The organism is Streptomyces sp. TAA486 (genome assembly GCF_000426165.1).
The window spans coordinates 1-24,690 of sequence record NZ_AUEV01000017.1 but is presented as its reverse complement, the minus strand read 5'-3'; the positions used below and the strand labels follow the sequence as shown (position 1 = coordinate 24,690).

General features: G+C 68.6%; 13 protein-coding genes and 1 pseudogene. 10 read left to right on the top strand and 4 right to left on the bottom strand.

Translation table 11 applies throughout. The features are described from left to right. Positions 1-21: 21 nt before the first annotated feature. Together I004_RS0122590 and I004_RS0122585 are read right to left on the bottom strand one after the other, a co-directional pair. Positions 22-948: a formylglycine-generating enzyme family protein gene (locus I004_RS0122590; RefSeq protein ID WP_051345341.1), complete on the bottom strand. Its 927-nt coding sequence runs from the start codon at positions 946-948 to the stop codon at positions 22-24. Positions 949-1,201: 253 nt separating this feature from the next. Then, on the bottom strand, positions 1,202-2,458 hold the full coding sequence (locus I004_RS0122585) for an ROK family transcriptional regulator (RefSeq protein WP_028437379.1): 1,257 nt from the start codon (positions 2,456-2,458) through the stop codon (positions 1,202-1,204). 364 nt (positions 2,459-2,822) lie between these two features. On the opposite strand from I004_RS0122585, the gene I004_RS35445 reads away from it, so the two are divergent. After that, complete coding sequence (locus I004_RS35445) at positions 2,823-4,199, top strand: MFS transporter (protein ID WP_037977403.1); 1,377 nt, start codon at positions 2,823-2,825, stop codon at positions 4,197-4,199. Between the two features lie 85 nt (positions 4,200-4,284). Then, entirely contained in the window at positions 4,285-5,649 is a 1,365-nt protein-coding gene (locus tag I004_RS0122575; protein WP_051345324.1) for a sulfatase family protein, read from the top strand. Positions 5,650-5,765: 116 nt separating this feature from the next. Here I004_RS0122575 and I004_RS38375 read toward each other — a convergent pair whose 3' ends face one another. Continuing rightward, positions 5,766-6,551 (bottom strand): ROK family protein, encoded by a 786-nt coding sequence (locus I004_RS38375; RefSeq protein ID WP_078511646.1) that lies wholly within the window; start codon positions 6,549-6,551, stop codon positions 5,766-5,768. Between the two features lie 718 nt (positions 6,552-7,269). On the opposite strand from I004_RS38375, the gene I004_RS0122565 reads away from it, so the two are divergent. The 5 genes from I004_RS0122565 (at position 7,270) to I004_RS0122545 (ending at position 12,706) form a co-directional block, all read left to right on the top strand. Beyond that, complete coding sequence (locus I004_RS0122565) at positions 7,270-7,602, top strand: WXG100 family type VII secretion target (RefSeq protein WP_486580176.1); 333 nt, start codon at positions 7,270-7,272, stop codon at positions 7,600-7,602. A 55-nt stretch (positions 7,603-7,657) separates the two neighbouring features. After that, positions 7,658-7,975, top strand: a complete 318-nt coding sequence (locus I004_RS0122560) for a WXG100 family type VII secretion target (protein ID WP_028437375.1) — start codon at positions 7,658-7,660, stop codon at positions 7,973-7,975. Between the two features lie 48 nt (positions 7,976-8,023). Then, entirely contained in the window at positions 8,024-9,385 is a 1,362-nt protein-coding gene (locus I004_RS0122555; RefSeq protein WP_028437374.1) for an EsaB/YukD family protein, read from the top strand. Then, positions 9,382-12,147: a right-handed parallel beta-helix repeat-containing protein gene (locus I004_RS0122550; RefSeq protein WP_028437373.1), complete on the top strand. Its 2,766-nt coding sequence runs from the start codon at positions 9,382-9,384 to the stop codon at positions 12,145-12,147. The genes I004_RS0122555 and I004_RS0122550 overlap by 4 nt, the downstream gene beginning before the upstream one ends. Before the next feature lie 157 nt (positions 12,148-12,304). Next, positions 12,305-12,706, top strand: a complete 402-nt coding sequence (locus I004_RS0122545; RefSeq protein ID WP_028437372.1) for a WXG100 family type VII secretion target — start codon at positions 12,305-12,307, stop codon at positions 12,704-12,706. Between the two features lie 100 nt (positions 12,707-12,806). On the opposite strand, the gene I004_RS39585 is transcribed toward I004_RS0122545, so the two are convergent. Beyond that, on the bottom strand, positions 12,807-13,424 hold the full coding sequence (locus I004_RS39585; protein WP_028437371.1) for a hypothetical protein: 618 nt from the start codon (positions 13,422-13,424) through the stop codon (positions 12,807-12,809). A gap of 269 nt (positions 13,425-13,693) precedes the next feature. Here I004_RS39585 and I004_RS0122535 point away from each other — a divergent pair, with 269 nt between their 5' ends. The 3 genes and pseudogenes from I004_RS0122535 to I004_RS35435 all read left to right on the top strand — a co-directional run. Continuing rightward, complete coding sequence (locus I004_RS0122535) at positions 13,694-14,122, top strand: WXG100 family type VII secretion target (RefSeq protein ID WP_158677072.1); 429 nt, start codon at positions 13,694-13,696, stop codon at positions 14,120-14,122. A gap of 57 nt (positions 14,123-14,179) precedes the next feature. Then, positions 14,180-18,364, top strand: a complete 4,185-nt coding sequence (eccCa, locus tag I004_RS35440; RefSeq protein ID WP_078511642.1) for a type VII secretion protein EccCa — start codon at positions 14,180-14,182, stop codon at positions 18,362-18,364. A gap of 14 nt (positions 18,365-18,378) precedes the next feature. After that, positions 18,379-24,690, top strand: a pseudogene (locus tag I004_RS35435) (hypothetical protein); the annotation flags it as partial.

The following is a 24,690-nucleotide window of genomic DNA, read 5'->3' as shown; positions in this document are numbered from 1 at the left end:
CGGGCGGCGATCGTCTCGGCCCTATCCGTCCCTGACGATGCGGAAGCCGGTGTTCCCCGCGGAGCTGTCGGGGCTGTTGCTGGAGCGGGCGGCGACCCTGTAGCGGTTGCAGTAGGAGTTGTGGCACAGGTACGAGCCGCCGCGCATGACCCGTGTAGTGCCGTCGCGCGGTCCTGTGGGATCGACGCGGGGGCCAGCCGTCCGGGGATGAGTCGCCGTCCACCAGTCCGCGCACCATTCCCATACGTTGCCGGCGACGTTGTGGAGGCCGTAGCCGTTGGGCTCGAAGGCGGTGACGGGCGCGGTGCCGAGATAGCCGTCTTCTGCGGTGTTGCGGGTGGGGAAGCGGCCCTGCCAGATGTTGCATCGGTGCTCGCCGCCGGGTGTCAGCTCGTCGCCCCAGGCGAAGCGCTTGCCCTGAAGCCCCCCGCGGGCGGCGTACTCCCACTCGGCCTCGGTCGGCAGCCGTGCCCCCTCCCACCGGGAGAAGGCGACCGCGTCGGTCCAGGAGACGTGCGTGACGGGATGGTCGGCGCGGTCGGACACATCGCTGCCGGGACCCTCAGGCGCCGCCCAGTACGCTCCCTCGACCCCGCACCACCAGGGGGTGCTCGCGGGGCGCGGCGAGATCCGGCGCAGTGCGCCCGGCAGGAACTTGGCGAAGACGTACGACCAGCCGAACTGTTCAGCCTCGGTGCGGTAGCCAGTCGCCTCGGCGAAGGCCGCGAACCGCTCGTTGGTCACGCAGTACGCATCGATGGCGAACGCAGCCACGGTCACCTCGCGTACCGGGCTCTCCCCGTCCCCGGGGTTGGCGTCGCCGTCCTCGCTGCCCATGAGGAACGTCCCGCCGGGCAGCCGTACGGCGTCGGGGCGCTTGCCGCAGCCCTCTTCCCGGGGCGCCGGCACGGAGACGGCTTCGGAGGTGGAGGTGGAGGCGCGGTTCACGGACCGGTCGGGCGGACAACAGTGCGGGGACACGTGGGTGCTGCTTCCTTTCCGCTAGGCATGTCGCCGTGCGATGTGCAGGGTGCGGCAGGCCGAGCGATGCGCCATCGGTGGTGAGGGAGTTGGCAACGCGGGCCCTGCTCGCGAGACGGCTTGTCCGTCATCCCAGCCGGTGTGGGGGGCGCCCTTCCTCAGGCCGAGCGTACTTGCCGGGGCCCGATGTGCCGGATCCGACCGGTCGGCAAGCCGGAGCTCACGGGGCGGGGGGCGGGGCAAGGGTGTCAAGGTACTGATGCTCCGCGGTGTCGAGGGCCAGTCGTACCGCACCCGTGACGACGGCCTGGTCGCGCAGGGGCGATGCCTCTACACGGGGAACACGCGGGACGAGCTCGGCCAGCCGGCGACGCAACGGCGGGATGAGTACGTCTCCGACCGCTGCGACGGCGCCCGTGATCACCACAAGTTCGGGGGCCAGGAGCATGGTGAGCGTACCGAGGGCGTACGCGGCTGCCTCGAGGCCCTCTTCGACGATAGCCGCGGCGCCCGTGTCGCCTTGACGGGCCGCCTCGAAGACGTCGCGAGCGCTCACTCGCTCGGGGTCCCCAGCCACCAGGGCGTAGAGCCCGGCGCCCGGTGTGCCAGGGCCGGGCGGCTCAGCCCGGGCGGACATCTTCGCGAGCATCGATGCTCCGCCGTGCCGGACCGTGGAGGCGATGCCGTCTTCGGAGGAGTGACGGCCCATCAGCGAGAGGAAGTCGAGGTCGCGTGCGCTGTTGACGTGACCGCGCACGAGAGTTCCGCCGGTGCACATGCCCACCCCGAGACGCTCGCCGGCCAGCAGGCAGACGACGTCGTCGAACGCGCCCGCGTTGCCTCGCCAACGCTCGCCGATGAGGGCGAGGTTGCAGTCGTTCTCCACGCGCACATGCTCGCCGAAGTCCTGGGCCAGAGCGGCGTGCAGATCTACCCCGAGGAAGCCGGGGATGCCGGTGCGCAGCCGCACGACGCCTTCGGCGTCGACGGTGCCGCTGGTGCCGACGCAGACCGCGAGGACCTGCTCGTTGCGGAGGCCCGCCTGACGCACGACGTCGACGGCGAGTTCACGCACTCGCGCGATGCGTCGCCGCGGGCTGATGGAGGGGTCGTCGAACTCGGTTTGCGACTCGGCCGTGGTTTCGCCGTGCAGGTCGGCCAGGGCGATGCGGACGCTGTGCGCGCCGATGTCGATGCCCAGGACGTAACCGGCGGTCGGCGTGAAGGAGAAGACCCGCGAGGGGCGTCCGCGCCCCTGCGTACGTCCGCCGGCGCGGTCGCTGGTCTCACGGACCCAACCGAGTTCTACGAGGCGCTGTGCGGCGGCGTGCACGGTAGGCCGTGACATTCCGGTGGCGTCCATCAGGTCGCCGGAGGACATCTCCCCCCGATCCGGGGGGCGTCGGCGCAGTTCCGTCAGGATGCGCGCGGCGTTGACCTCACGGGCCCAGGCGGATGTAGCGATGTCGCCCGCCATCTGCTGCGGCGCTCCCCTCGTACTGTGTCGGGACGGCTTGTGTGCGTCCGCGCCCTTGACCTCCGCGCGGAGCCCTGGAAGCCTAACGCGAGCTTTTAATAAATCACGCTAATTTAATACTGTCGACGTCTGCCCGCCCGAGGCCGTGCAGAGCCGCCTTCTGGCTCCGGGTGCCGGGCGGGTCGAACTCCGGCCGTTTGCTGTCGAGTTGGGCGCGGCTGCGGGCATGGCGCCGACCCGGGTGGCCATCCCCGCAACCCATCTTGACCCGGCCGAGGAGCCGCACTCCAAGGGCACCGCCCGACCGGACCCCGACCCGCACCGAAACCGAAGCCCGCATCCACGACGATCGGAGCGCACAACCATGGCTTCCGACGACGCACCCGCGTCCGCGGACGGCGCGCCTCCCCGCCAATCCATGCGTCAGGTCATCGCCGCCAGCCTTTCCGGCGCCGCGCTGGAGTGGTACGACTTCAACCTCTACGGGCTTTACGCCGCCCTGATCTTCAACAAGCTCTTCTTCCCCGACGTCAGCCCTGTGATCGGCACCCTGGCATCGCTGGCCACCTTCGGCGTGGGGTTCGTTCTGCGCCCCGTCGGCGCCGTGCTCTTCGGGCATCTCGGCGACCGGTTCGGGCGTAAGAAGTCGCTGGTGGCCACCATGCTCCTCATCGGCTCCGGCACCTTCCTCATCGGCCTGCTGCCCGACTACCGCGCCGCCGGTCTCTGGGCGCCCGTGCTCCTGGTCGTCTTGCGCATGGTCCAAGGGCTCGGCCTCGGCGGTGAATGGGCCGGCGCGTCACTCCTCGCCGTCGAGCACGCGCCGCGCGAGAGGCGCGGGCTGTGGGGCAGCATTCCGCAGGCGGGCGCCCCGCTTGGATACCTGCTCGCCGTCGGTCTTACGGGTTTGTTCACGCTGCTGCCCCAGGACGCGCTCCTCAGCTGGGGCTGGCGCGTACCGTTCCTGCTGAGCGTGGTGCTGACCGCCGCGGGCCTGCTGGTGCGCCGGCACATCAGCGAGACTCCGGACTTCCAAAGGGTCGAGCGGGCCGCGGCATGGGAGAAGGCCCCCTTCATTGCGACGCTGCGGCAATACCCCCGCACGACAGGGCTTGCGTTCGGCGCGAGGCTGGGGGAGGCGTGCAGCTCGCAGGTCTACCAGCCGTTCGTGATCGCCTACGCGACCACCACACTCGGCGCTCCCCAGTACGTCGCGCTCATCGGCGTGGTCTTCTACAACGTGCTCGCGCTGCTGCTGATGCCCGTCGCCGGCGCGCTCTCGGACCGCGTCGGCCGCAGGCCGCTGTACCTGGCAGGATCCGCCTTCGTCGCCCTGTCCGGCTTCCCCTACTTCGCCTTGGTGGACACGGGGTCGACCGCTGCGGCCTGGACCGCGATGACGCTGGCCGCCCTCGGCGGGGCGGCCTGCATGTCCAGCGTCCAAGGCGCTTATTTCACAGAGCTGTTCGGCGCCAGGGTGCGCTACTCGGCCCTCGGGATCGCGACCCAGGCCTCGGCGATGGTGGCCGGTTTCGTTCCGGCCACCGCCGCCGCCCTGGTGGGCGCCGCAGGGTCGAGCTGGCCCGTGGGCGTGTTGCTGGCCGTCGTCGGCGGGATGTCCTTCCTCTCCGCCTGGCTGCTGGCCGAGACCCGCGGGCGTGATGAGAGCGCCCCCGTACGACGGGACGTCTCCGCCGCGGCCGACTGCGACGCGGACCCCGCGACGCGGGCCCGTACATGAGACGTACCCGGGCCCCAAGTGCGCCCCTCCCCACCGGACCTCCCCCTGCACCAGCCACCTCTACCACGACACGGGATCACGCCTCATGACACGCGGCTCCACCACGTCCCCTTCGCCCGTCGACGAGCGGCGTCCCAACGTCCTGGTCTTCTTCACCGACCAGCAGCGCTGGGACACCACGGGCCTGCACGGCAATCCGATGGGCCTCACCCCCACCCTCGACGGGCTGGCCGCGGACGGAGTGAGCGCCGACCGCTCCTTCACCTGCCAGCCGGTGTGCGCACCGTCCCGAGCCAGCCTCCAGACCGGGCAGTACCCCACGACCACCGGCGTCTTCCGCAACGGCCTCTCCCTGCCCCGCGACACCCCCTCCGTGGCGAGCTCGTTCCGGGAGGCCGGCTACGACACCGGCTATATCGGCAAGTGGCACCTGGCCGGGGACGAGACGTCGGGCCCTGTGCCGGCGGAGAACCGCGCCGGATACGAGCACTGGCTCGCCTCCAACCTCCTGGAGTTCACCTCCGACGCGTACGAGACCACGCTGTACGACGGCGACGGTGCACCTCACCGCTTCGAGGGCTACCGCGCCGACGCGCTCGGCTCGGCCGCGCTCGACTTCATCGGCCGCGACCGTGACCGCGACCAGCCCTTCTTCCTCTTCCTCTCCTTCCTGGAACCGCACCACCAGAACTCCCGCGACGACTATCCCGCCCCCGTGGGGTACAGCGACAGATACGGAGATCCGTGGGTGCCCTCCGACCTGGCGGCGCTCGGGGGCGGGAACTGGGAGCAGCACCTGCCCGGCTACTACGGGATGGTGCGCCGGGTGGACGAAGTGCTCGGGCGCATCACCGCGGCACTGGAGCGGCGCGGTGAACTGGACGACACCATCGTCCTGTTCACCTCCGACCACGGCTGCCACTTCAAGACCCGCAACGACGAGTACAAACGCAGCGTGCACGACGCCTCCATACGCGTGCCCACGGTCATCCGCGGTCCGGGACTGCGCGGAGGTGTGCGGTTGCCGGAACTCGTCAGTCACGTGGACCTGCCGCCCACACTGCTGGAAGCAGCGGGTGTCCCCGTACCGCCGGAGATGCAGGGGCGCTCGCTGCTGCCGCTGCTGCAGGGCAAGGTCACTGACTGGCCAAGGGAGGTGCTCATCCAGGTCAGCGAGTCCGAGGTCGCCAGGGCACTGCGCACCCAGCGCTGGAAGTACGCGGCGACCGCACCCGACGCGGACGCCTGGAACGACATGCACGCCACTCACTACCAGGACGCCTGCCTGTACGACCTGGACTCCGATCCCGACGAGCTCATCAACCTGGTGGACGACCCCGGCCACGACCTGATCCTGGCTCAGCTCAGGGAACTGCTGCTGCAGCGCATCGTGGAAAGCGGCGAACCCCGGCCCCATATCGCCCTGAGGCAACGGGATTTCGGGAACTGAGCACTCCTGAACGAATGCTGCGCTCGTTCCGCAGGGCCGACTGCGCGAGCCCTCGCCGCCACTCCAACATGGTGTGCGATGGGTCGTCGAGCCCGAGGCGCGGGTCGAGAACTTGTTCACCAACAACCGCTAGGCGCGAGTTCGTCGCGCACTGGGAAGAGATGGGCGTCGGGTCGTCCGACTCGATCGACGAGAAGCTCATACATCCCGATCTGAGCCTCCTCGAGACCTGCCGCGAAACAGTCATGACTACCACATCGGGTCACCACTGGGTGGCACTGCGGCCGAGGACCCGGAAACCGCCGAATCCTTCGCGGCGGCCCGGGGATGGACGAACGCGTTCGATGCTCGTCAAGCCGATCGTTTGAGTGCCGGGGGTAAGCCGGTTGCACCGACCGGCCCACCCTCACGTCGGGCCGGGTGCCCTCGGGGCCGGATCGGGCGAGGCCGCCCAGTGCGGGGTGGCCCGTTGACGGCTCGACTGCCTTTGGCCGTCGAAGGCTGCTCGGCAGGCGGACGCCAGCACCTCCGGGACGGAGAACCAGCGCCACGGCGCCCAGGGCGGCTACCGCCGTGCCGAGAGTTGCCGGGCGGAGAGTCATCCGGGTCCTGATGCTCCGTACGACGTGGGTCTCGAGCTCCCGCTCGATCGGCTCCATCACGTACGGGCCTGCCTCCGCGAGCTCGCCACCGACCACGATCAGGCTCGGTGCGACGGTGTTGGACAGCGCGGCCAGTACTCTGCCCGCTTCAGCTGCCGCCTCCGCGAGAACGGTTCGCGCCCTGCGGCCGTCAGCCTTCGCCGCCGCCACGAGATCCGACGGATCAAGGGCCTCTCCGCCGGCGGCGCGATCGACATTCTCATCCGCACGGGCACCGAAAACCCACGCTCGCTGCGGCATGACCCTGCAGTTCGATCTTCCACAGCTGTTCACGCACCTCGTGCAGGGCGCCGTGCGAAGGCCGCTGGTGGGCTCTTGACGCTGACGGCCTCGTCGGAATTGCCGTTCCGTTCGGCACCAGCGTCGTGGTTTCCTACCTCCAGGCCGACCCGGAGTCCACGCGGATTATTCCGGCGCACGATTGGGCGCCTTACGGGGTTATGGCCATTGGGGGCATAGAGGCGCTCGCAGGACTTTGCACGTTCGTGATCAGACTGGTTTCGCTGGTCTTCGGCATCCGGCTCCTGGGGGGCGTCATGTGGGAACAGCGCGAAGCGCAGAACATGGGTTGACCCGGCTGAGAACGGCGAAATCCGTGAGGTGATGATCGTCCCTCGTCGTCGTCACGACGGGGTGAAGGTTTTTTCCCATGGGACCGGGAAATTGCATACCGAAGTCTCGCGGCCGTTGTCTCCTTCCGGGGCGCCGGAGATGGCTGACCAGGCCTGACCTGCACCTCGCGCATCTGTCACGGCATCAGTGCCCCGGCCGAGCTCGCGGGTGACGGAGCTTTGCTTGTGCATGATCGCAATACCATGCACCGAATTAATCCAACGAACCCAGTCTTTATCCGGGTGTGATTGCTTGCGCGTACCACGCTCACTCGTGCACCTTTAGCAAGGGACCACACCTGGAGGATTTCACTATGGCTTCTCAGCCTTCGACAACTGTCGGTGGTGTGACGTACAACGTAACACCAGGAGAACTGCACAGCGCCGCGGCCAATGCCACGGCCACGGCCGCAAACATCGAGCAGAAGCTCCAGAATCTGAGGAGCTTCTGCGTCGGTCTGGAGTCGGTCTGGCACGGTATCGCCCAGCAGCAGTTCCAGGTCTTGATGCAGGAATACCAGCAGCTTTCGCAAATGCTCAACCGTTCCCTGGACGGCATTGCCAAGGGACTGCAGGGCACCTACATCAACTACGTGGAATCCGAGCAGCAGAACATCAACAACCTTACCGCCCTCGGCGACGGCCTGCCGATGCCGAGCACCGGAACAAACTTCCGCTGATGGAACGTCCCCTGTAAGGAACGAACTGGTAAGGGAAACCTGAGAGGAGGCATCGATGCCCGGTATCGATGGAGCGCAAATCTACGTCAGCGAAGGTCTCGGCGGCGCAGGTATTCAGCTCAAGAGCATGGCGGACGAACTTATCCAGGAGTTGCAACAACTCAAAAACCGGCTGGCGCCGCTGGCGGATTCCTGGAAGCAGAGCCAGGCGGCCACCTACTACCAAGACATGCAGAACGGGTGGGACATGGCCGCTTACGGCCTGTTCGACCAGGAGAACGGTGTGCTCGGGCGCATCGCCGACGCCATGAACGTCAACATCGGCAACTACTCCGAATGCGAGTGGTCGAACATCGCCACCTGGAACAACTGACGCCTGCATCTGCCCGCAGTCCGCCGCCCACCTTCGAAGGAACCGTCCGTGCCCGATGACCGCTGCCGGATCACCGTAGTCGGGGAACGCAAGAGCGTGGACCTCGCACTTCCCGCGCATGCGCCGATATCCAAGTACATGCCGAGGCTCACGGACCTGTGCGGGGCTAACGGTTCCGATGCCATCCCGCCGGTGTGGTCGCTGGGCGAGCCCGGAGCGGCCCCGCTCTCTCCGGGGGACTCGCTGGCGGGGGCGGGGATCGCGGACGGCGCGACCCTGTATCTGTACGACACCCACGCGGACGACGGCTTCGACCTGGTCGTCACCGACCTCGGCGAGCAGATCGCGGAGGCGCAGGACGACAACTCGGTCTGGTCGCCGAGGACCAGGGCGCAAGCCGTGGTCTGCATCGGTCTCCTCGTCTGCGTTCTGAGTGCCTGGCAACTGGTGGTGCAGCGCAGCGTCTTCACCATGATCATGGCGCTCGTGGTCTTCCCTGCCGTGGCGCTGACGGCGGTGCTGGTCTCCTGGTACGCCTCTTACAAGGCGTGGCCGGTGGGGGTCCGCGTTCGGCAGGCGCTGGCTCTGGCCGCGTGCCCGCTCATGGCCTGCGCCGGACTCGGCGCGCCGCTGCGCGGTCCGGTGGCCACGCCCGTACTGGTCTGTGTGACGGCGCTCGTCGGCGCCGCGGGCGGGATTGTGGCTCAGTCATGCGTGCCCACCGTGATGCTCACGATCCTCACGGGCTGCTCCGGCGCGCTGGTTGTGCCGCTCGTCGCCGTCGGTGCGAACGCGACGGAGTCCGCCGCGGTGGTGAGCACTGCCCTCTTCATGGTTCTGGGGACGCTGCCCCTTTTGCCCAGCAGGATCGCCGTTCTCGTACCCGGGGCGCGCGATGTCTCGGAGCGGAACCCGGGCAGTGGCGAGGTCGCCGCGATGGTCGGGCGCAGCAATCGGCTGCTGGCGTTCCTCAGCTTCGTGGCGGCCGCCGCCTTCGCGAGCTGCTTCGTTTTCCTCAGCTTCTCCCCCGACGGCTTCGCGCTGGCGCTGCTGGGGTGCCTCAGCGCCGGGTTGTTGCTCCAGGCTGGTTCGCTACGGCTGCTGAGTGCCGTCTTCCCGCAGTTGACGGCCGGGGGCGTCGGTCTGTTCCTGCTGGTGGTGCGGCTTCCCGAGGCGGTCTTGCACACGCACGTCACCGGGCGCCTGATCGCTTTCCTGGCTGGTCTGGTGCTCGTCGGTGTCGGCCTGTCGCTTGCGTTCGGTGCGGTGACACGTCCCTCGCGTGCGGTTGACGAGCGGCCCCAGTGGCCCACGACGACGGCCGCGTTCCTCGCAGTGGTGAGCCTGCCGCTGGCCGTCGGTGTCTTCGGTGTCTTCGGGACGCTGGCGAACCTGGGAGGTGGCCTGTGAGTCCCAAGGCCGCCAAGCAGCGTGTCGCGCCGGGGAGTTGGGGTGCGCACCGCTCCATCGCCGCCGCGGTGCGGGGCGCGGGACCCGGGGCGGTGGTGAGCGTGCAGCCGGGCAAGTACGCCGAGAGCGTGTCGGTGGACAAGGACATCGTGCTGGTGGCCGAGAAGGAGGCCGGCAGCGTACGCATCGTCGCCCCGCGCGGACCGGCTCTTACGGTGCACGGTGGGAGCCCCGAGTTCAGGGGGCTGGTCTTCGAGACGACCGGCGGGCGGGACGCCGCGGTGGTGCTGCGCGGCGGTGAACCGGTGCTGCGGGACTGCGAGATCACCGGCGGGCCCGTCGAGGTGTCGGGCACGGCCGCGTCGACCTTCGCAGGGTGCTCCGTGCACGGCACGGGCACGGTGGGGGTCTGGCTGACCGGCACCACGCGGACGGCCATGGAGTCGGTCTCGGTACGCGGCTGCGGGACGGACGGCATCGTCCTCGACTGCGAGGCGCGCGCGGAGCTCACGGACACGGCGGTGGAGGACAGCGCGGGCCGCGGCCTTTTTCTGACCGACTCGGCCCATGTGACGCTGACCAGGGCGGAGGTCCGCCACAGCGGCGGCTCGGCGGTGCACGCCGACGGCGAGGCGACGGCGGTGCTGCGCGAGTGCAGGCTCCACGACGTGAAGGGGCACGGCGTGAGGCTCGAAGGCTCCGCGGGCCGCCGCGGTGCGGAGCCGAAGCCGCAGGGGCAGGAAGGCAGTTCGTCCGCGGCCACCGCCGGGGAGGGGGAGTCGCACGGTGTGCGGCTGCGGGGCTGTGAGATTTTCCGTACCGGCGCGACGGGCGTGTGCGCCGACGGGACCAGTGCCGCCTCGCTGGAGCGTTGCCACATCCACCACACAGGCAGCGCGGCCGTACTCGCCAAGGGCGAGGCGTCGTTGACGCTGAGCGACGTCAAGGCCGTCCACGTCGAGGACACCGTTCTGGCGGCCAGTGGCGACGCCTCCGTCACCGCGCGCGGCAGCGTCTTCTCCAAGACGGCCGCCAACGGCGTCTTCGCCGTGGGCAACGCCAAGGTGGAGCTGAGCGAATGCTCGGTCGACGACAGTGCCTTCTCCGCGATTCATCTCGGGGCGGGCGCGCATCTGAAGGCCGACGGGTGCAAGATCACCGGCAGTGCGGAACACGGGCTGCGGGTCACCCAGCGGGCCGAACTGCTCGCCTCCGACTGCGAGATCAACGGCGTCGCCCTGACCGGCGTGCACGTCGACGGCGGTGACGCCGTGCTGCGGGACTGCCGGATCAGTGACGCCCGTACCGGCGTCCGGCTTGAGACCACCCACCGACCGCTCCTCGCCGGCTGTGAGATCTCCGCGACCCGGGGGGCGGGTGTGGAGGTCGGCCCGGATACCGGCGGCCAGTTGGAGAAGGTGAAGATCACCGGCAGCGGTACCACTGGACTGCTGGTGGAGAGCGGCGGCTCGGTCGCAGTCGAGGAGGGGATGATCCGCGACTCCGCCGGGTCCGGCATCGTGCTGCGCGGCGGGGCCAGGCCCCGCGTGCGCTCCACGGCCGTCCAGTCCGCCGAGAAGAACGGGCTGTATGTCGAGGAAGGCGGCGCCGGGACCTTCGAGGACTGCCGGATCTCGGGCACCCGCTTCCCCGCGGTCTACGCAGGCGCCAGATCCACACCCGTACTGCGCCGGTGCACCGTGGCGGACACCGAACAGGATCTGCTGTTGGACGACGAGGCCGACCTGCGGGCCGAGGAGTGCCAGGTCGAGGGGGTAAGCGAGGCGCTGCTGCCGACGCTGGGAGGACCAGGCGCCAAGACCGCCGTTCTGGCGACGGCTGCGACCGCGAAGCCCGGCAAGGGACCCGGCGGCAAGGGCAAGAAAGCGGGCCGGCCGGAGGAGGACGAGGCGGACGAGACCGCCGCGAAACTCGCCGAACTCGACGCCGAACTCCACCGCCTGGTCGGCCTGGACAGCGTGAAGCGCGACGTGCTGGCCCTCACCCGGCTCATGCACATGGTCAAGGCCCGCCAGGACGCCGGCCTGGCACCACCGCCATTGAGCCGTCACCTGGTCTTCGCGGGAAACCCGGGCACGGGCAAGACGACGGTCGCCCGGCTCTACGGCGCCTTCCTCGCCGCGCTGGGCCTGCTCAGCCAGGGGCACCTCGTGGAGGCGGACCGCACCGACCTGGTGGGGGAATACGTCGGCCACACGGCGCCCAAGACCACGGCGGTCTTCCGCCGGGCGCTCGGCGGGGTGCTCTTCATCGACGAGGCGTACTCGCTGGTCCCGCGGGGCCAGATGACCGACTTCGGTTCCGAAGCCGTCTCGACGCTGGTGAAGCTGATGGAGGACCACAGAGACGAGGTCGTCGTCATCGTCGCGGGATACCCCGCCGACATGAGGCGCTTCCTCGACTCCAACGCCGGACTGGCCTCCCGCTTCACCCGCACCCTGCGCTTCGAGGACTACACCGCGGACGAGTTGGTCAGCATCGTCAGCCACCAGGCGGACACACACGAATACACCCTGGCGCCCGAGACCCTCTCCGCCATGCAGAAGTACTTCCAGACCGTGCAGCGCGGCGAGCAGTTCGGCAATGGGCGCGCAGCACGTCAGGTCTTCCAGATGATGACCGAGCGACACGCGCAGCGCGCCTCCGAGCTGGACCTCTCGGGGCTCGACCTTGCCTCCGACGAGGGCAAGGTGCTCAGCACGCTGCTGCCCGAAGACCTGCCGGTGGAGGACGCGCGATGACACCGGCACCCGAAGTACTCGAACTCACGTCTAGCGACGTCGACGTTGTACTCCCCGGCCGTCGAGCCGAATCAGCGGTGCGGGGTTACGCCAGGGCGGACGCCCGGCTGACCGGAACCCACCAGGCCCCTTCCGGGAAAGGCGGTGCGGCGCACCGATGACAGACAGCGGGCAGATCACAGATGTTCACAAAGACGGCAAGGACGTCGAGTTCACCAAGAACGGTAAGCACTACGAGATAAGCCAGCAGAAACTCAGCGATTTCCGGGTTGATCTCGAGGACCTTCACGTTGCGATCGGCGATGTTCATCGCTCAGCGCAGCAGATCAAGGAGGCGATGCATGCCATCGATACGAAGATGACTCAGATGCACGCGTACTGGAACAGCCCCTCGTACCAGAGCTACGACGACATGCGCAGTTGGTTCCATCGGACTCAACACCGTCTGTACCACTTGCTGGAGGAAATCATCAAGCGGATGAATGTCTCCTACAGGAATTACCACAGCAGTGAGCTGGCCAATCTCGCCAACATAACCTCCGACAAGGGATCGAGGTGAGAACGGCATGCCGAGGTGTCTCCCCCGCGCGCCGTCAGACATAGTCGCGCCCCGCACACGGCCGGCGAACCGGCGGTGTGCGGCCGCGCGCCCCGGAGGCTCACACGTTGGGCGGGTCGGGGAAGTTGGACTTGCGGTCGGCCTGGGCGTACAGCTGCCCCGAGTGGTTGATCAGGGCGATGTACTCACCCATCGACTCCAGGATGCCGCCGATCTGGCTCAGCCCCTTTTCCATGGCGGGGTTGATGTGGGAGGCGAAGTTCTGGGCGCTGTGGGCGAAGGGGCTGGAGATGTTCTCACCCGGGGTGGACGGGGCCAGGTAGTTCGACCGCGGCTCCTTGTACACCGTCGCGTGCTGGCCGAAGATGTGCTCTTTGACCGCGAGCGTGTGCTCACGCACCTCCTCGTACTTTGCCACAGCGGTCTTGGCGTCCGACAGCAGGCTCACTTCGGTTTCCCGCATGGCCGTCAGATCAACGCGCATGTGGGCCACGTATCCGGCGTCCTTGTTGCTGGCGTCCGTGTCACTGCCGGACTGGTTCCAGTCCTTGGGCTTGAGGTTGAAGGACCACGGCTTGGACCAGACGACCGTCACTTCGGGGATGCGGTCTGTGAAGTCCTCGCCCCTGTCCGGATCCGGCGTGTGGTCTCCGTCGCCGTCCCCGCCTCCCAGCCTGATCGGGTGCGGGTTGTATTTCGACGTTATTGGTTCGGTCATGGTGTCTCCTTGATTCGGAGGGTGTGCCCGGACGCCGTATCGCAATTCGGATCACCAGGCAGTCCCAGTCTCACTGGGACTGCCTGAAGCCTATCGTTCGAGAGGGAATGTGTCAGGGTATCCCATGTGGAATATTGATACCGGTCTGCAACTGCCAGACATTCACTCGGGCTGCCGGTGCAATGGCCTTTCCTGTTCCCGCGGCCCAGGTGTCGACCCCACGGAAATCCCCGGATTTATTCGAGCAGTTTCCAGAAGGAGGAGCAGCGGTGAATGACCCATCTCGCGTGGACTACGACTCCGCCCTCATCGATGTTTCGCCCCGCAGCATGCAGCAGACGGCAAAGGAGCTGGACGCGCTGAGGGCGGAGGTGTCCGGGGCCCTCACTGCCATCGAGGACAGGCTGCAATCGCTGCGCCTGTCGTGGACGGGCAAGGCTTCAAATGAACGCGAGAAGATCACGGCGGATTGGCAATACGTGATCACCGGCCTGTTCGGGCCGCGCCACGAACCGGAGGCGGGCGTCCTGAACGCCCTTGTCGGAGGGGTGGCTGACGCGGCTGGGAACTTCGCGAAGGTCAATCTGGGTGTCACCGAGGTCTTCCGCCGCTTCGCCGACGGCCTGGAGTCGGAGGGCGATCCGACTTACACGGACAAGACCACGCACACCGCTGTGACCGCGGACTATCCCGATTAGTCCGCTTTCTGAGCGCCCTAGCCCACTGTTCTGATTGATGCCGAGGCAAGCGCAGCTATGAGCCGAGTTCCATTCCACCGTCCCGCGCGGATGACCGCCCCGTCCGTACCCGAGGGGAAGACGGCCCTCGCTTCACCGCCCCAGCGCACCGATCCGGAGGGCGCCGCGAGTTGGGTCATGCTGCTGCTGCCGTTGTTGAGCAGTATGAGCATGGCCGCGTACATGGTCTCCTACGGCAGGGCCTGGATGATCTTGCTGGGTATCGCCTTCGTGGTGACGTCGATCGGTATCACGATCGCGGTGCGTATGCAGCTGCGCAGCAGTCGGCGTAAGAAGGAGGGCCGCCAGCGCGAGCGGTATGAGGAGTACCTGGCGGACGTGCGCAAGCAGGCCTCGCGTGTCGCTGTCGCGCAGCGGATTGCCGGCATGTGGCGGCACCCGGACCCTGAGCGGCTGTGGGTGCTTGCCACCCGGCGGCGCCGGGTGTGGGAGCGCAGGCCCGAGGACAAGGACTTCCTGCACCTGCGGGTGGGGACCGGTACGGCCCCCCTGGCCACGCCGCTGAGTCTGGCCCAGCAGTCCGACCCCACGGTCGAGTTGGACCCGCCGTCCCGCCGTGCGGCGGAGGAGGTCGTGGAGACGCTGGGCAGCGTCGCGAACCAGCCGGCCTGGGTGGATCTGGGCGGCTGCGGCGTGGTGAGCGTCATCGGGCCCCGTGAGAAGACGGAGAAGTTGGCCCAGTCGATGCTCGCCCAGCTCGGCGTGCTGCATGCGCCCGACGATGTACGGGTCGCCGTCATCACCGGAGATGCCACGGGGCTGGACTGGGCGAAGTGGCTTCCTCATGCGGAGGAGCCGGGGACTGAGCCGCAGCGCCGTGAGCAGGAGGCTGTGCCGCTTCTGGCCGCCGACTTCCACGGTCTCCAGGACCATCTTCAGGCGGCGTTGGACAAGGCCGTCATGGAACGCAGCGAGCGTTCCTCGAAGTTCACCTCCATCCGCAGTGACGACAAGCCCAGGCAGCAGTTCGTGGTCTTCGTCAACGGCTTCGATCCTGCCGCGTGGTGGGCCCGCTCCCCACTGGTCGCCGACCTGCTCAACGAGGCGGGGCCCCAACTCGGCCTGCATCTGGTGTGCCTGGTGGAGGAGGAGGCCAAGGAACCGGGACGGGTGGATGTACGCGTGCGGGTCGACGCGCAGGGCGGGCTGAGCCTGGAGGGTCCCGCAGGCCGGTGCAGCGATATAGCGGACGCCACCGTCGATGAGTGCCGCCGGGAGATCCTGGAGGACACGGCCCGCGCCCTCACCCCGCTGCGGCTCTCAGGCGAGCGGGAGCAGGTGCTCTCCGAGGACGTGTCGCTGTCGGGGATGCTGGGCTTCCGGGACCTCGCGGGCCTGGACCCGGCTACGAGCCGTAAGGGTCCCGACGACGAGGAGCTGCTGCGCACCCCGATCGGTGTGGAGGGTACGGGCGAGGCGGTGATGCTCGACCTGAAGGAGTCCGCGCAGGGCGGTATCGGTCCGCACGGTCTGATCGTGGGGGCCACCGGGTCGGGCAAGAGTGAGTTGCTGCGAACGCTGGTGACGGGTCTGGCGCTGACGCACACGCCCGATCATCTGGCGTTCGTCCTGGTCGACTTCAAGGGCGGTGCCACCTTCGCGGAGGTCACCGAGCTGCCGCATGTCTCGGGTCTGATCACCAACCTCGCCGATGATCTGGCCCTGGTGGACAGGATGCGGCAGGCCCTCCAGGGCGAGCAGCAGCGCAGGCAGCGCATGCTGCGTGAGGCGGGCAACGTCGACTCAGTCCGCGAGTACCAGTTGCGGCAGGCGGCCGGCGGTACCGACATCCACGGCAAGCCGCTGGAGCCGCTGCCCTACCTCCTGGTCATCGTCGATGAGTTCGGTGAACTCCTCTCCCAACGCCCCGACTTCATCGACCTGTTCGTCCAGATCGGCCGCGTGGGCCGTTCGCTGGGCATCCATCTGCTGCTGGCCACACAGCGGTTGGAGGAAGGGCGGCTGCGCGGACTGGAGTCCCACCTGTCGTACCGGATCTGCCTGCGGACCTTCAGCGCAGGCGAGAGCCGCGCCGTCATCGGCACATCCGACGCCTACATGCTGCCCTCCATTCCGGGCTCGGCCTATTTGAAAGTGGACGAGTCCGTCTACGAGCGTTTCCGCGTCGCCCACGTCTCCGCGCCCCACCGAGCGGAGGAGCCCGAGGACGGCCGGGGCGAGCCCCCGGCACCGGTGCCCTATCTCGTACGCGGCGATCTCCCGCCGGTCGATGAGACGGAGAGCAGCGAGACCGTCACCTGGGAGGTTACGGGTGAGGTGTCGGGCACCGAGCTTCAGGCGATCGTGGGCCGCCTGGTCGACGAGGACGCGCCGGGGCACCAGGTGTGGCTGCCGCCGCTGCCCCCGGCGTTCACGCTCACTCCGCTCCTCGGCGACCCGCAGGAGGACGCCGAGCGCGGCCTGTCCAGCACGCACTGGCCCTGGAACGGCGAGCTGAAGTTCCCGGCCGGCGTGGTCGACCTGCCCGAGCGCCAAGAGCAGGTTCCCCTCATCATGGACCTGACCGGACGCCAGGGGCACCTGGCGATGGTCGGTGCCCCTCAGAGCGGCAAGAGCACCTTCCTGCGCACGGCCATGCTCAGCTCCATGCTCACCCACGCACCGGACGAACTGCAGTACTACTGCATCGACATGGGCGGGGGAGCCCTGCACGGCCTGGAGGATGCCCCGCATGTGGTGGGTGTGGCGGGCCGCAGGGACGAGGCCCGTGTCCGGCGCGTACTCGCCGAGGTCTCGCGGCTGATCGGCATCCGGGAGCGGATGTTCAAGGAACTGCGCGTGCAGTCCGCGGCCGACTTCCGTACCAAACGCGACAACGGCGAACTGCCCGAGGGCGTCCGCGCCGCCGACGTTGTCCTCGTCATCGACAACTGGGGCGCACTGAACGCCGAGGAGGAGACGGCGCTGGAGACGCTGATGGACATCGGCGCCCGTGGCCTGGGCGTCGGCGTCCACCTGTGGCTGAGTGCCAACCGTTGGGCCGAGATCCGCACCAATCTGCGCGACAACATCCCAGGACGCATCGAACTCCACCTCAACGACCCGACGGAGTCCGAGATCAACCGCGCCGCCGCCCGCGAACTGGGCGCGGCCATCCCCGGCAGGGGCCTGTGCCCCCCGAGCCTGCTTCACCACATCGCCCTGCCCAGGGCCGACGGCGAGGACAGTGTGGACGATCTCGCCAACGCCGAGCGGTCCTTGGTCAGCCGCCTCGCCGCGGCCTGGCACAAGCCCGCCCCGCCGGCGCTGCGGGTGCTGCCGGAGCGGCTGACCGTGCGGGAACTGCAGGCACCGGCCGAACTCCCGGCCGGCAGCCACTGGGAGCAGACCGAACCGGCCCTGACCGAGGGCGAGGTGCCCATCGGCTTGCGCGAAAGCGATCTGCTCCCCGTCGGCGTGGATCTCGCAAGGGCCGGTCCGCATTTCGTCGTCCTCGGCGACTCGGGGTCGGGCAAGACCGCGTTCTTGCGCATGTGGATGCGGGGGCTGGCGGCCCGTCATTCGGCGCACGAGGTGCGTTTCATGGTGGTGGACTTCCGGCGCAGCCTGCTGGAGGTGGTGCCGCCGGAGTACATCGGCTCCCAAGGCGGTGACCGGGAGTTGGTGTCCGGTCAGGCGGGGGCACTGATCGAAGTTCTGCGCGAGCGTCTTCCCCCGGCCGGGGTCACGCCGCGCCAACTGCGTGAGCGGGACTGGTGGCAGGGGCCGGAGTTGTATGTCGTGGCCGATGACTACGACCTGGCCGCGGGCAGTGGTATGGCGCCGGGGCCGCTGGCGGGCCTGGCTGAATTCCTCCCGCAGGCGGCTGAGTTGGGGCTGCATCTGGTCCTGGCGCGGCGCGTCGGCGGGGCCGGACGGGCGTTGATGTCGGACCCGTTGCTGAGCAAGTTGAAGGAGACCGGCATGGACGGTCTGGTGCTCTCGGGAGACCACCGCGAGGGCGTGCTGTTCGCCAACCAGCGGGCGTATGACCGTCCCCCAGGGCGGGGTGTGCTGGTGCGCAGGAAGTTCGAGCCCACTCTCGTCCAGGTCGCGCTGGACGAGGAACACGGCGAGCAAGGGCCGCAGCCGGAGGCACCGGGCAGGCCGACGTCGGCCGATGCGCCGGCCCGCCCCCGGATAACCACCGTTCGGCCCCGGCCGGCGCAGCAATACCTCTGAGGAGACGAAGACCCATGGTGACTTGGGAGGACGAGCTCGAGGGTATCGACCTCGATGCCATCTACCGGCTGGGCAATATGTGGATCGAGCTCGGCGACACGCTCTACGAGCGTGCCTTCATGTCGCCTCAGGACAGTGTGTATGCACTCGGGCTGGCGGGTGAGGCGGGTACGGAGGCTCATTGGGCCTGGAGCGTGCTGGGTGAAAAGATCTATCGCTCTGCCAAGGTCGCCTGGAAGATCGGTGAGTCGATCAATATATACGGCGATCAGCTCAAGAAAGCAGCCGAGGAGATGGCCGAGCAGGAGAATGCGGCGAGTCTGGCATCCATTCTCGGGCTGGTCTTCAGCGTTGTCCTCTTGGTGCCGCCGTTCATGCTGGCTGCTCTTATCTCAAGGATCGCTCAAGTCGTTGCAAGCCTGGCGAATTTGGTCGCCAGGATAGGGACGGCAGTCTCCGGCTTCGCCCAGCGGGTGGGCAGTGTCGGGATGGGCGCGATCGGTTTCGCGGGCGGCGGAGTTCTGGGCGGTGCCACGACGCTCGCCGAGGACATCGCCATCGGGGAGTTGGTCGGTGCCATCACCGGCACCGGTTACGAGATCAACTGGGAAATGACGGGGGCGTTCGTCGGTGTGGGTGCCGGGATGGGGGCGTTCCTGGGACCCTTGGGCGTCTGGGAGCTATCTGGAGGCGTCAAGAACCTGTGGGGCAAGTCCGGAGGCTCCCCGGGCAAGGGCATAAACGTGCCCTCGGCCGGCGGGGCCGGGAATGTCTCTCCGAAGAACTCGGCCGGCACAGGGGCCGGGCCTTCCCATTTGCCGAATGGGCCTGGTGGCAAGGGGCTCGGCCTCGACCCTGGCTCCATACCCAACGTGGGCAAGAACGGTTTGGGCATGGGGGGAGACTCGTGGAAAGGCTTCTCTGTCACCAACCGGCCGGAGAAGTCGCCTACGCAGGCGGCTCATGGCGAAGGGCGGGCCGCACCGGGGCCCGAGTCACCGACCTCGCACAGCAGCGGCACTCGGACGGAAATCGCGCATGAGCCCAGGACGCCGTTCTCGCCCGGCATGGGGCCCAACAAGGCCGGGCATGGGGACCCGCAGAATGCCGGTGTTTCCCATTCGCCGGCGGGTGTGCGCCAGATGCCGAACGCCAAGGGCGGGAACCCTGCGCCGGTAAAGGCGGGGCAGCAGGGGTCGACCACGCAGGCTCACCCGGAGCTGACGGGCTGGAACAACAGGGGCAGTGGTTCGCCACGTGCGACACCGTCCGGAGACAAGGACGGTCCGCGCTTGGTGCCGCCGTCGAAGGAAAGCCCGAAACAGTCGGCACCGCGCACAACGGGTCAGGAACGGGGCCACGCGACGGAGTCCGGTCCCTCCGTGATTCATCCTCACCCGCTCAAGTCGAATCCTGTGAAACCTCCAGCGGAGCACGAGAACGCTGCTGGGGGTGGGGGCGGCAGGAACGCCGAGAAGCAGCCCGAGCAGCCCGCGCCGGTCGTTCCGGGGCGGAACCAGCCTGGTGGCCCGGTCAACAAGTCGAGTTCTGCGCAGCACGGTTCTGAGGAGGGCGAGGGCGAGAACACCTCGGCGGAGGTGGGTGGTTCGGGACCTGCCCCGGGGCGGCCCAGCGGCGCGGAGCCGGTCCTCGGCTCCCGGGGCGGAAGCGGGACAAAGACTGACGAGGGTGCCCCGTCCGGTGGGCGGCCCACTCAGAAGGCTTCGGGGGAGAAGACTGACTCAGGCCAGACCGGGAACGACGGTGGTCAGCCGCGGCCGGAGGAGGGCAGCGAGCTGTCGCAGGGTGCGATGGCGCCGCAGCCCGAGTCCAAGCCCGGGGGTGTCGAGTCCAGGTCGGGCGGCGGTAAGCCGTCCGCGTCCGGGACGAAAACCCCGGTGGAGACGCCGCACCGCGGTGGCAAGGACAAGGAGACCGCCGGTCCGTCCCGCGGCGGCAAGAAGGCGGACGAGGAGGAGCCGCAGGCGCCGTCGAGGTCGCAGGATGCTCCGGTCGCCTCCGAGAGCAGCGCCTCGTCCGGTCCGGCGAAGTCCGCCTCGTCCCGTTCTGACGAGGACGGGCGTACGGATGGCGACTCCTCCGCGACGGAGGTGCCTGAGGGGGCGCCTTCGCTGTCCCATGAGCCGTCTTCTGCGACGGATGCGACGTCCGTGTCTTCTGTGGGTGGGGAGTCGAAGCTCTCGACCTCGGCCAAGGGGAATTCGGCCCGTGGGGGCCGGAAGGACACCGGGCCGGGAGCCGGCACTCATGGTTCCGCGGAGGGTGAGGGGTTCGGGGCGCCTTCGCCGGAGCGTCTCGAGCAGATGGCGGGGCACGCCAAGGACCGTGGCATGCCGCATGAGGAGGCGGCGGACTGGCAGAAGCAGTTGGATGCCGCCCACCGGTCCGGGGACCAGGACCGCATCGTGGATCTGGAGAAGAGCTGGCAGGAAGAGCTCACGTCGCACTGGCGCATCGAGCCGCCGAAGGAGCACGAACTCGGCGCGCACGAGGGCAGTCGGGTGGCGTTCGGCAGTCGCGAACAGCGTGACCGGTGGATCCATGAGAAGGTCCGCGAGCGCGAGATGCCGGTGGGGGACGAGGTGGGCTGGCATCAGCGGTTCGAAGAGGCCTACGACTCCCATGACGTACGGCAGATCAGCGCCGCGCACGAGGACTTCGAGAGTGCTTTGAGCGGGTTGCCGCACCGGGAGTCGGGCCGATCGGTGCCCCGGCCCTCGCCTGGGCGTGATCAGTCCTTCGACTTCGATGCGTCGCACGATCCCCGTGCCGATGCGCTGGCGATGGACCGGTCGCCGTCGAAGGTGGCTGACGAGGTCGCGAATGAGGCCCACCGGCTGGGTCTGCTGCCGGAGGATGTTGCCCGGTTGCGGAAGGACGCCTTCGACGCCCACTCCTCGAGTAACAACGGCAGGGTGCGCGACTTCCACAACGGGTGGGACCGGTTGCGTGAGTGGTCGAAGTCTGATGCCGGGACGGCTCTTGATCTCCCGCCGGAGGTATGGGGCGAGAGGATGGCTGCCCAGGCCCGTGAGGATGGGTTGCCGCCGGGGCGGGTCGATGAGATCAAGCAGCAGGTCATTGATGCGCATTCCTCGGGTGATATCCGCGGGGTGCAGGACGTCCACGGGCGTTTGGACGGGGAGGGGGACGAGCTGCCCTCGGCCAAGGGCGGCGACCCGGCGCTCACGTCGAAGCAGTGGGGGGAGACGTGGAACAGGCATGCCCAGGAGCACGGTATGTCTCCGGAGGAGGCCGATCAGTGGTCGGGCCTGATCAAGAGCGCACACGAGTCCGACAACCCCGTCGCTCTGCACAGTCTGGAGTCCAGCCTCGGTAAGCGCATCGGCGACATCCGCGGCGGCGACCGGCACGTGGAGCTTTCCGGTCGGGGACGTAGGGGCGATGAGGTCGCCAACGAGGCGCACTGGCTGGGTGTGCCGCCGGAGGAGATCGCCGAGTGGCGGCGTGGGGCTGACAATGCCGGCGATTCCGGTGGTGCGAAGGCCGTCGGTGATTTCCGGAGCGATTGGGAGGAGTACAAGTCTGGTCTGCCGCGGCCGAAGGACGAGGGCTCCCCGCTCTCGGCCGAGAAGGAGGGCTCCCGGCTTTCGCCGGAAGAGTGGGCTGACACCTGGAGGGAGCATTCCCGGGGTCAGGGGATGTCGGATGAGGAGGCCGACCGGTGGTCGGGTCTTGTCAAGGGTGCGCATGAGTCGGGCAATCCCGACTTGATTCATAGCGTCGAGTCCAGGCTGGGTGAGCGGTTGGGTGGTATCCGCAGTAGCCGTCAGGTCTCGCCGGATGAGTGGGCTGACACCTGGAGGGGGCATTCCCGGGGTGAGGGGATGTCGGATGAGGAGGCCGACCGGTGGTCGGGTCTTGTCAAGGGTGCGCATGAGTCGGGCAATCCCGACCTGATTCATAGCATCGAGTCCAGTCTGGGTGAGCGGCTGGGCGAAATCCGCAGTGGCCGCCAGGTGGAGCTGCCTCCGGATTCCTGGGCCAAGCACTGGACCAAGACAAACGCTGTTCAGGCGTTTCGTCGTGGGATGGCGCCGGATGAGATCACCTTGTGGCGCGGTGCTGGGCGCGACGCTCACAGCTCGGGCAACCTCGAGAGGGTGTCGGCGTTTGAGGACGCCTGGGATAAGAGGATGGGGCAGCTGCCGGAGGTCAAGGGCGAGGACCTGCCCGTCAGCGCGGACCGATGGGCGGATGCCTGGGGCAAGCACGCCCGGGGCCACGGGATGTCGCCGGAGGAAGCGGTCGGCTGGAAGCAGAACCTGAAGTCGGCGCACGAGTCCGGTGACCCCACGCGGATCGAGCAGGTGGAGTCGGCCTGGGATAAGCGTATCGGCGAGATCCACACCAGCGGCCCCGACGAGGTCGGCCAGCACCTGGACCTGTCGCCTGAGCGGTGGGCTGAGAAGACCACGGGTGAGGGTCAGGAGCACGGCCTGACCGACCGGCAGGCGCAGGAGGCCGGCGATGAGGCGGCCCGCGCGCACCGCTCTGGTGATCTGGAGGAGATCTCCGACTTCCACGACACCTGGGAGCAGCGGCTCTCGAGTCTGGATCGGATGTCGCCGGAGGAGCGCGGTGCCGAGATCGCCCAGTACGGGCGGGAGCACGGCATGTCGCGGCCGGAGGCGGCGGGTTGGCGGGCGAAGTATGTCTCCGCGCTGCGTTCGGGCAACAAGGACTCCGTCACGTCGCTGAACACCGAATTCGACGCGCGGGTCTTGCAGTTGGAGCGCAAGGACGCCTCCGACCTGCACGGCGACAGCGTCACCGCGCCGAAGAGTGGCCAGGGCTCCGAGCACGAGGCCGGCATCAACTCCGGTGGCGGCGGCGCCTCGGGCGGCAAGGGCGGCACCGGCAAGGACGGCACCGGCGGGGGTGAGTCCGGCCTGGGTGAGTCGGGCGCCGGCGGTGGCCACCGGGGTGCGTTGGGTGGTCGTGCGGGGAGCCGGACGCCGGAGGAAATCGAACGGACGGGTATAGAACGCGGTATGTCGCCGGCCGAAGCCGCGGGGTGGCGGGCGAAGTATGTCTCCGCCCCCCGGCCTGGTGAGGGCAAGGACCTTGCCAGTGCCAGGTTCGACAGGGAGTGGGAGGCCCGCCTTCACCAGCTGTCCGGTAAGGGTGTGCCGGTCAAGGACATTCCACTGCTGGGCACCGAGCCGCGGGAGGAGCACGTTTCCGGTGGCGGCACCGCTGCGGGTGGCGGAAGCGGTAGGGCCGACGGCGCATTCGGCGGGGGCGGAAGCCGTGACGGCGACTCCCTGACCGGAAGCAGCCACGGCGATGGCGCCGGCGGCGGGGCTGGTGGTGAGAAGCCGGTCACCCTGGAGGACATCCTCAACCGCCAGGGCGAGCCCGGCGGCAGGGACGGTTCTGAGCCGGGTGGCATGAACTCGCGCTCCGGTGGCCCGCGGCCGGGTGGCCGGGATGACGAGACCGGTGGCGGCGGGGCGTCCGACGGGCCCGGTAAGTCCGTCATCGATGAGACCCACGAGTCTCAGTCCCCTGAGGGTGAGGAGCACTCCACCTCGGGCGGCGGCGATCACGACCCGAAGACGAAGGATCCCAAGTCCAACGAGGAGGCCGCCGCCAAGCGTGCCGCCAAACTCGCCGGGCGGGCCAAGGCCAAGAACGCCCCGCCCACCGAGGTGGCCGACTGGCAGGCGAAGTTCTACGCCGCGTTCCGTGCGGGTAACGAGCGTGAACTCGAGTCCCTCGACGGGCAATTCGCCCGGTACCTCGAGAGGCTGGACCGTGGCGCCGACGCACCCGGTACCCCGCACGGACCGGGCGCAAAGGGCGAGCACAAGGCTCCGCCCGTGCTCGACCTCCCTCGCCGCGGCCCGGAACCCGAGCCCGAGCCCGCTGCCACCACCTCCCACGCCGACACCGAGACCGTCGGTGCCGAGGTTGCCGAGAAGACGGAACCGCACGGCGAAGTGGCCGAGCAGGCGCCGGTCCACACCACCCCGGAGACGGACTCGAAGCCGGAGTCCGACACCGCGGATCGCGGAACGTCGCATGCCGATGACCGGAGCGACCCCTCGGACCTCGGGGACGGCGAGCGGCCTCTTGGGGCACGGCCGAACGATCCCCACCAGACGAAGGAGCGGCTGGACGCCCACCGCGAGGCAAAGGCGAAGGCTGATGCCGAGGCCAAGGCGGGGGCTGAGGTCGGGGGGAAGGCTGAGTCTGAGCGGCGTCTTGGGGGGGAGCTGAAGGATTCCTTTGGCACGAAGGAGCGGTTGGACAGGCGTGCCGAGGAGCGTGCCCAGGAG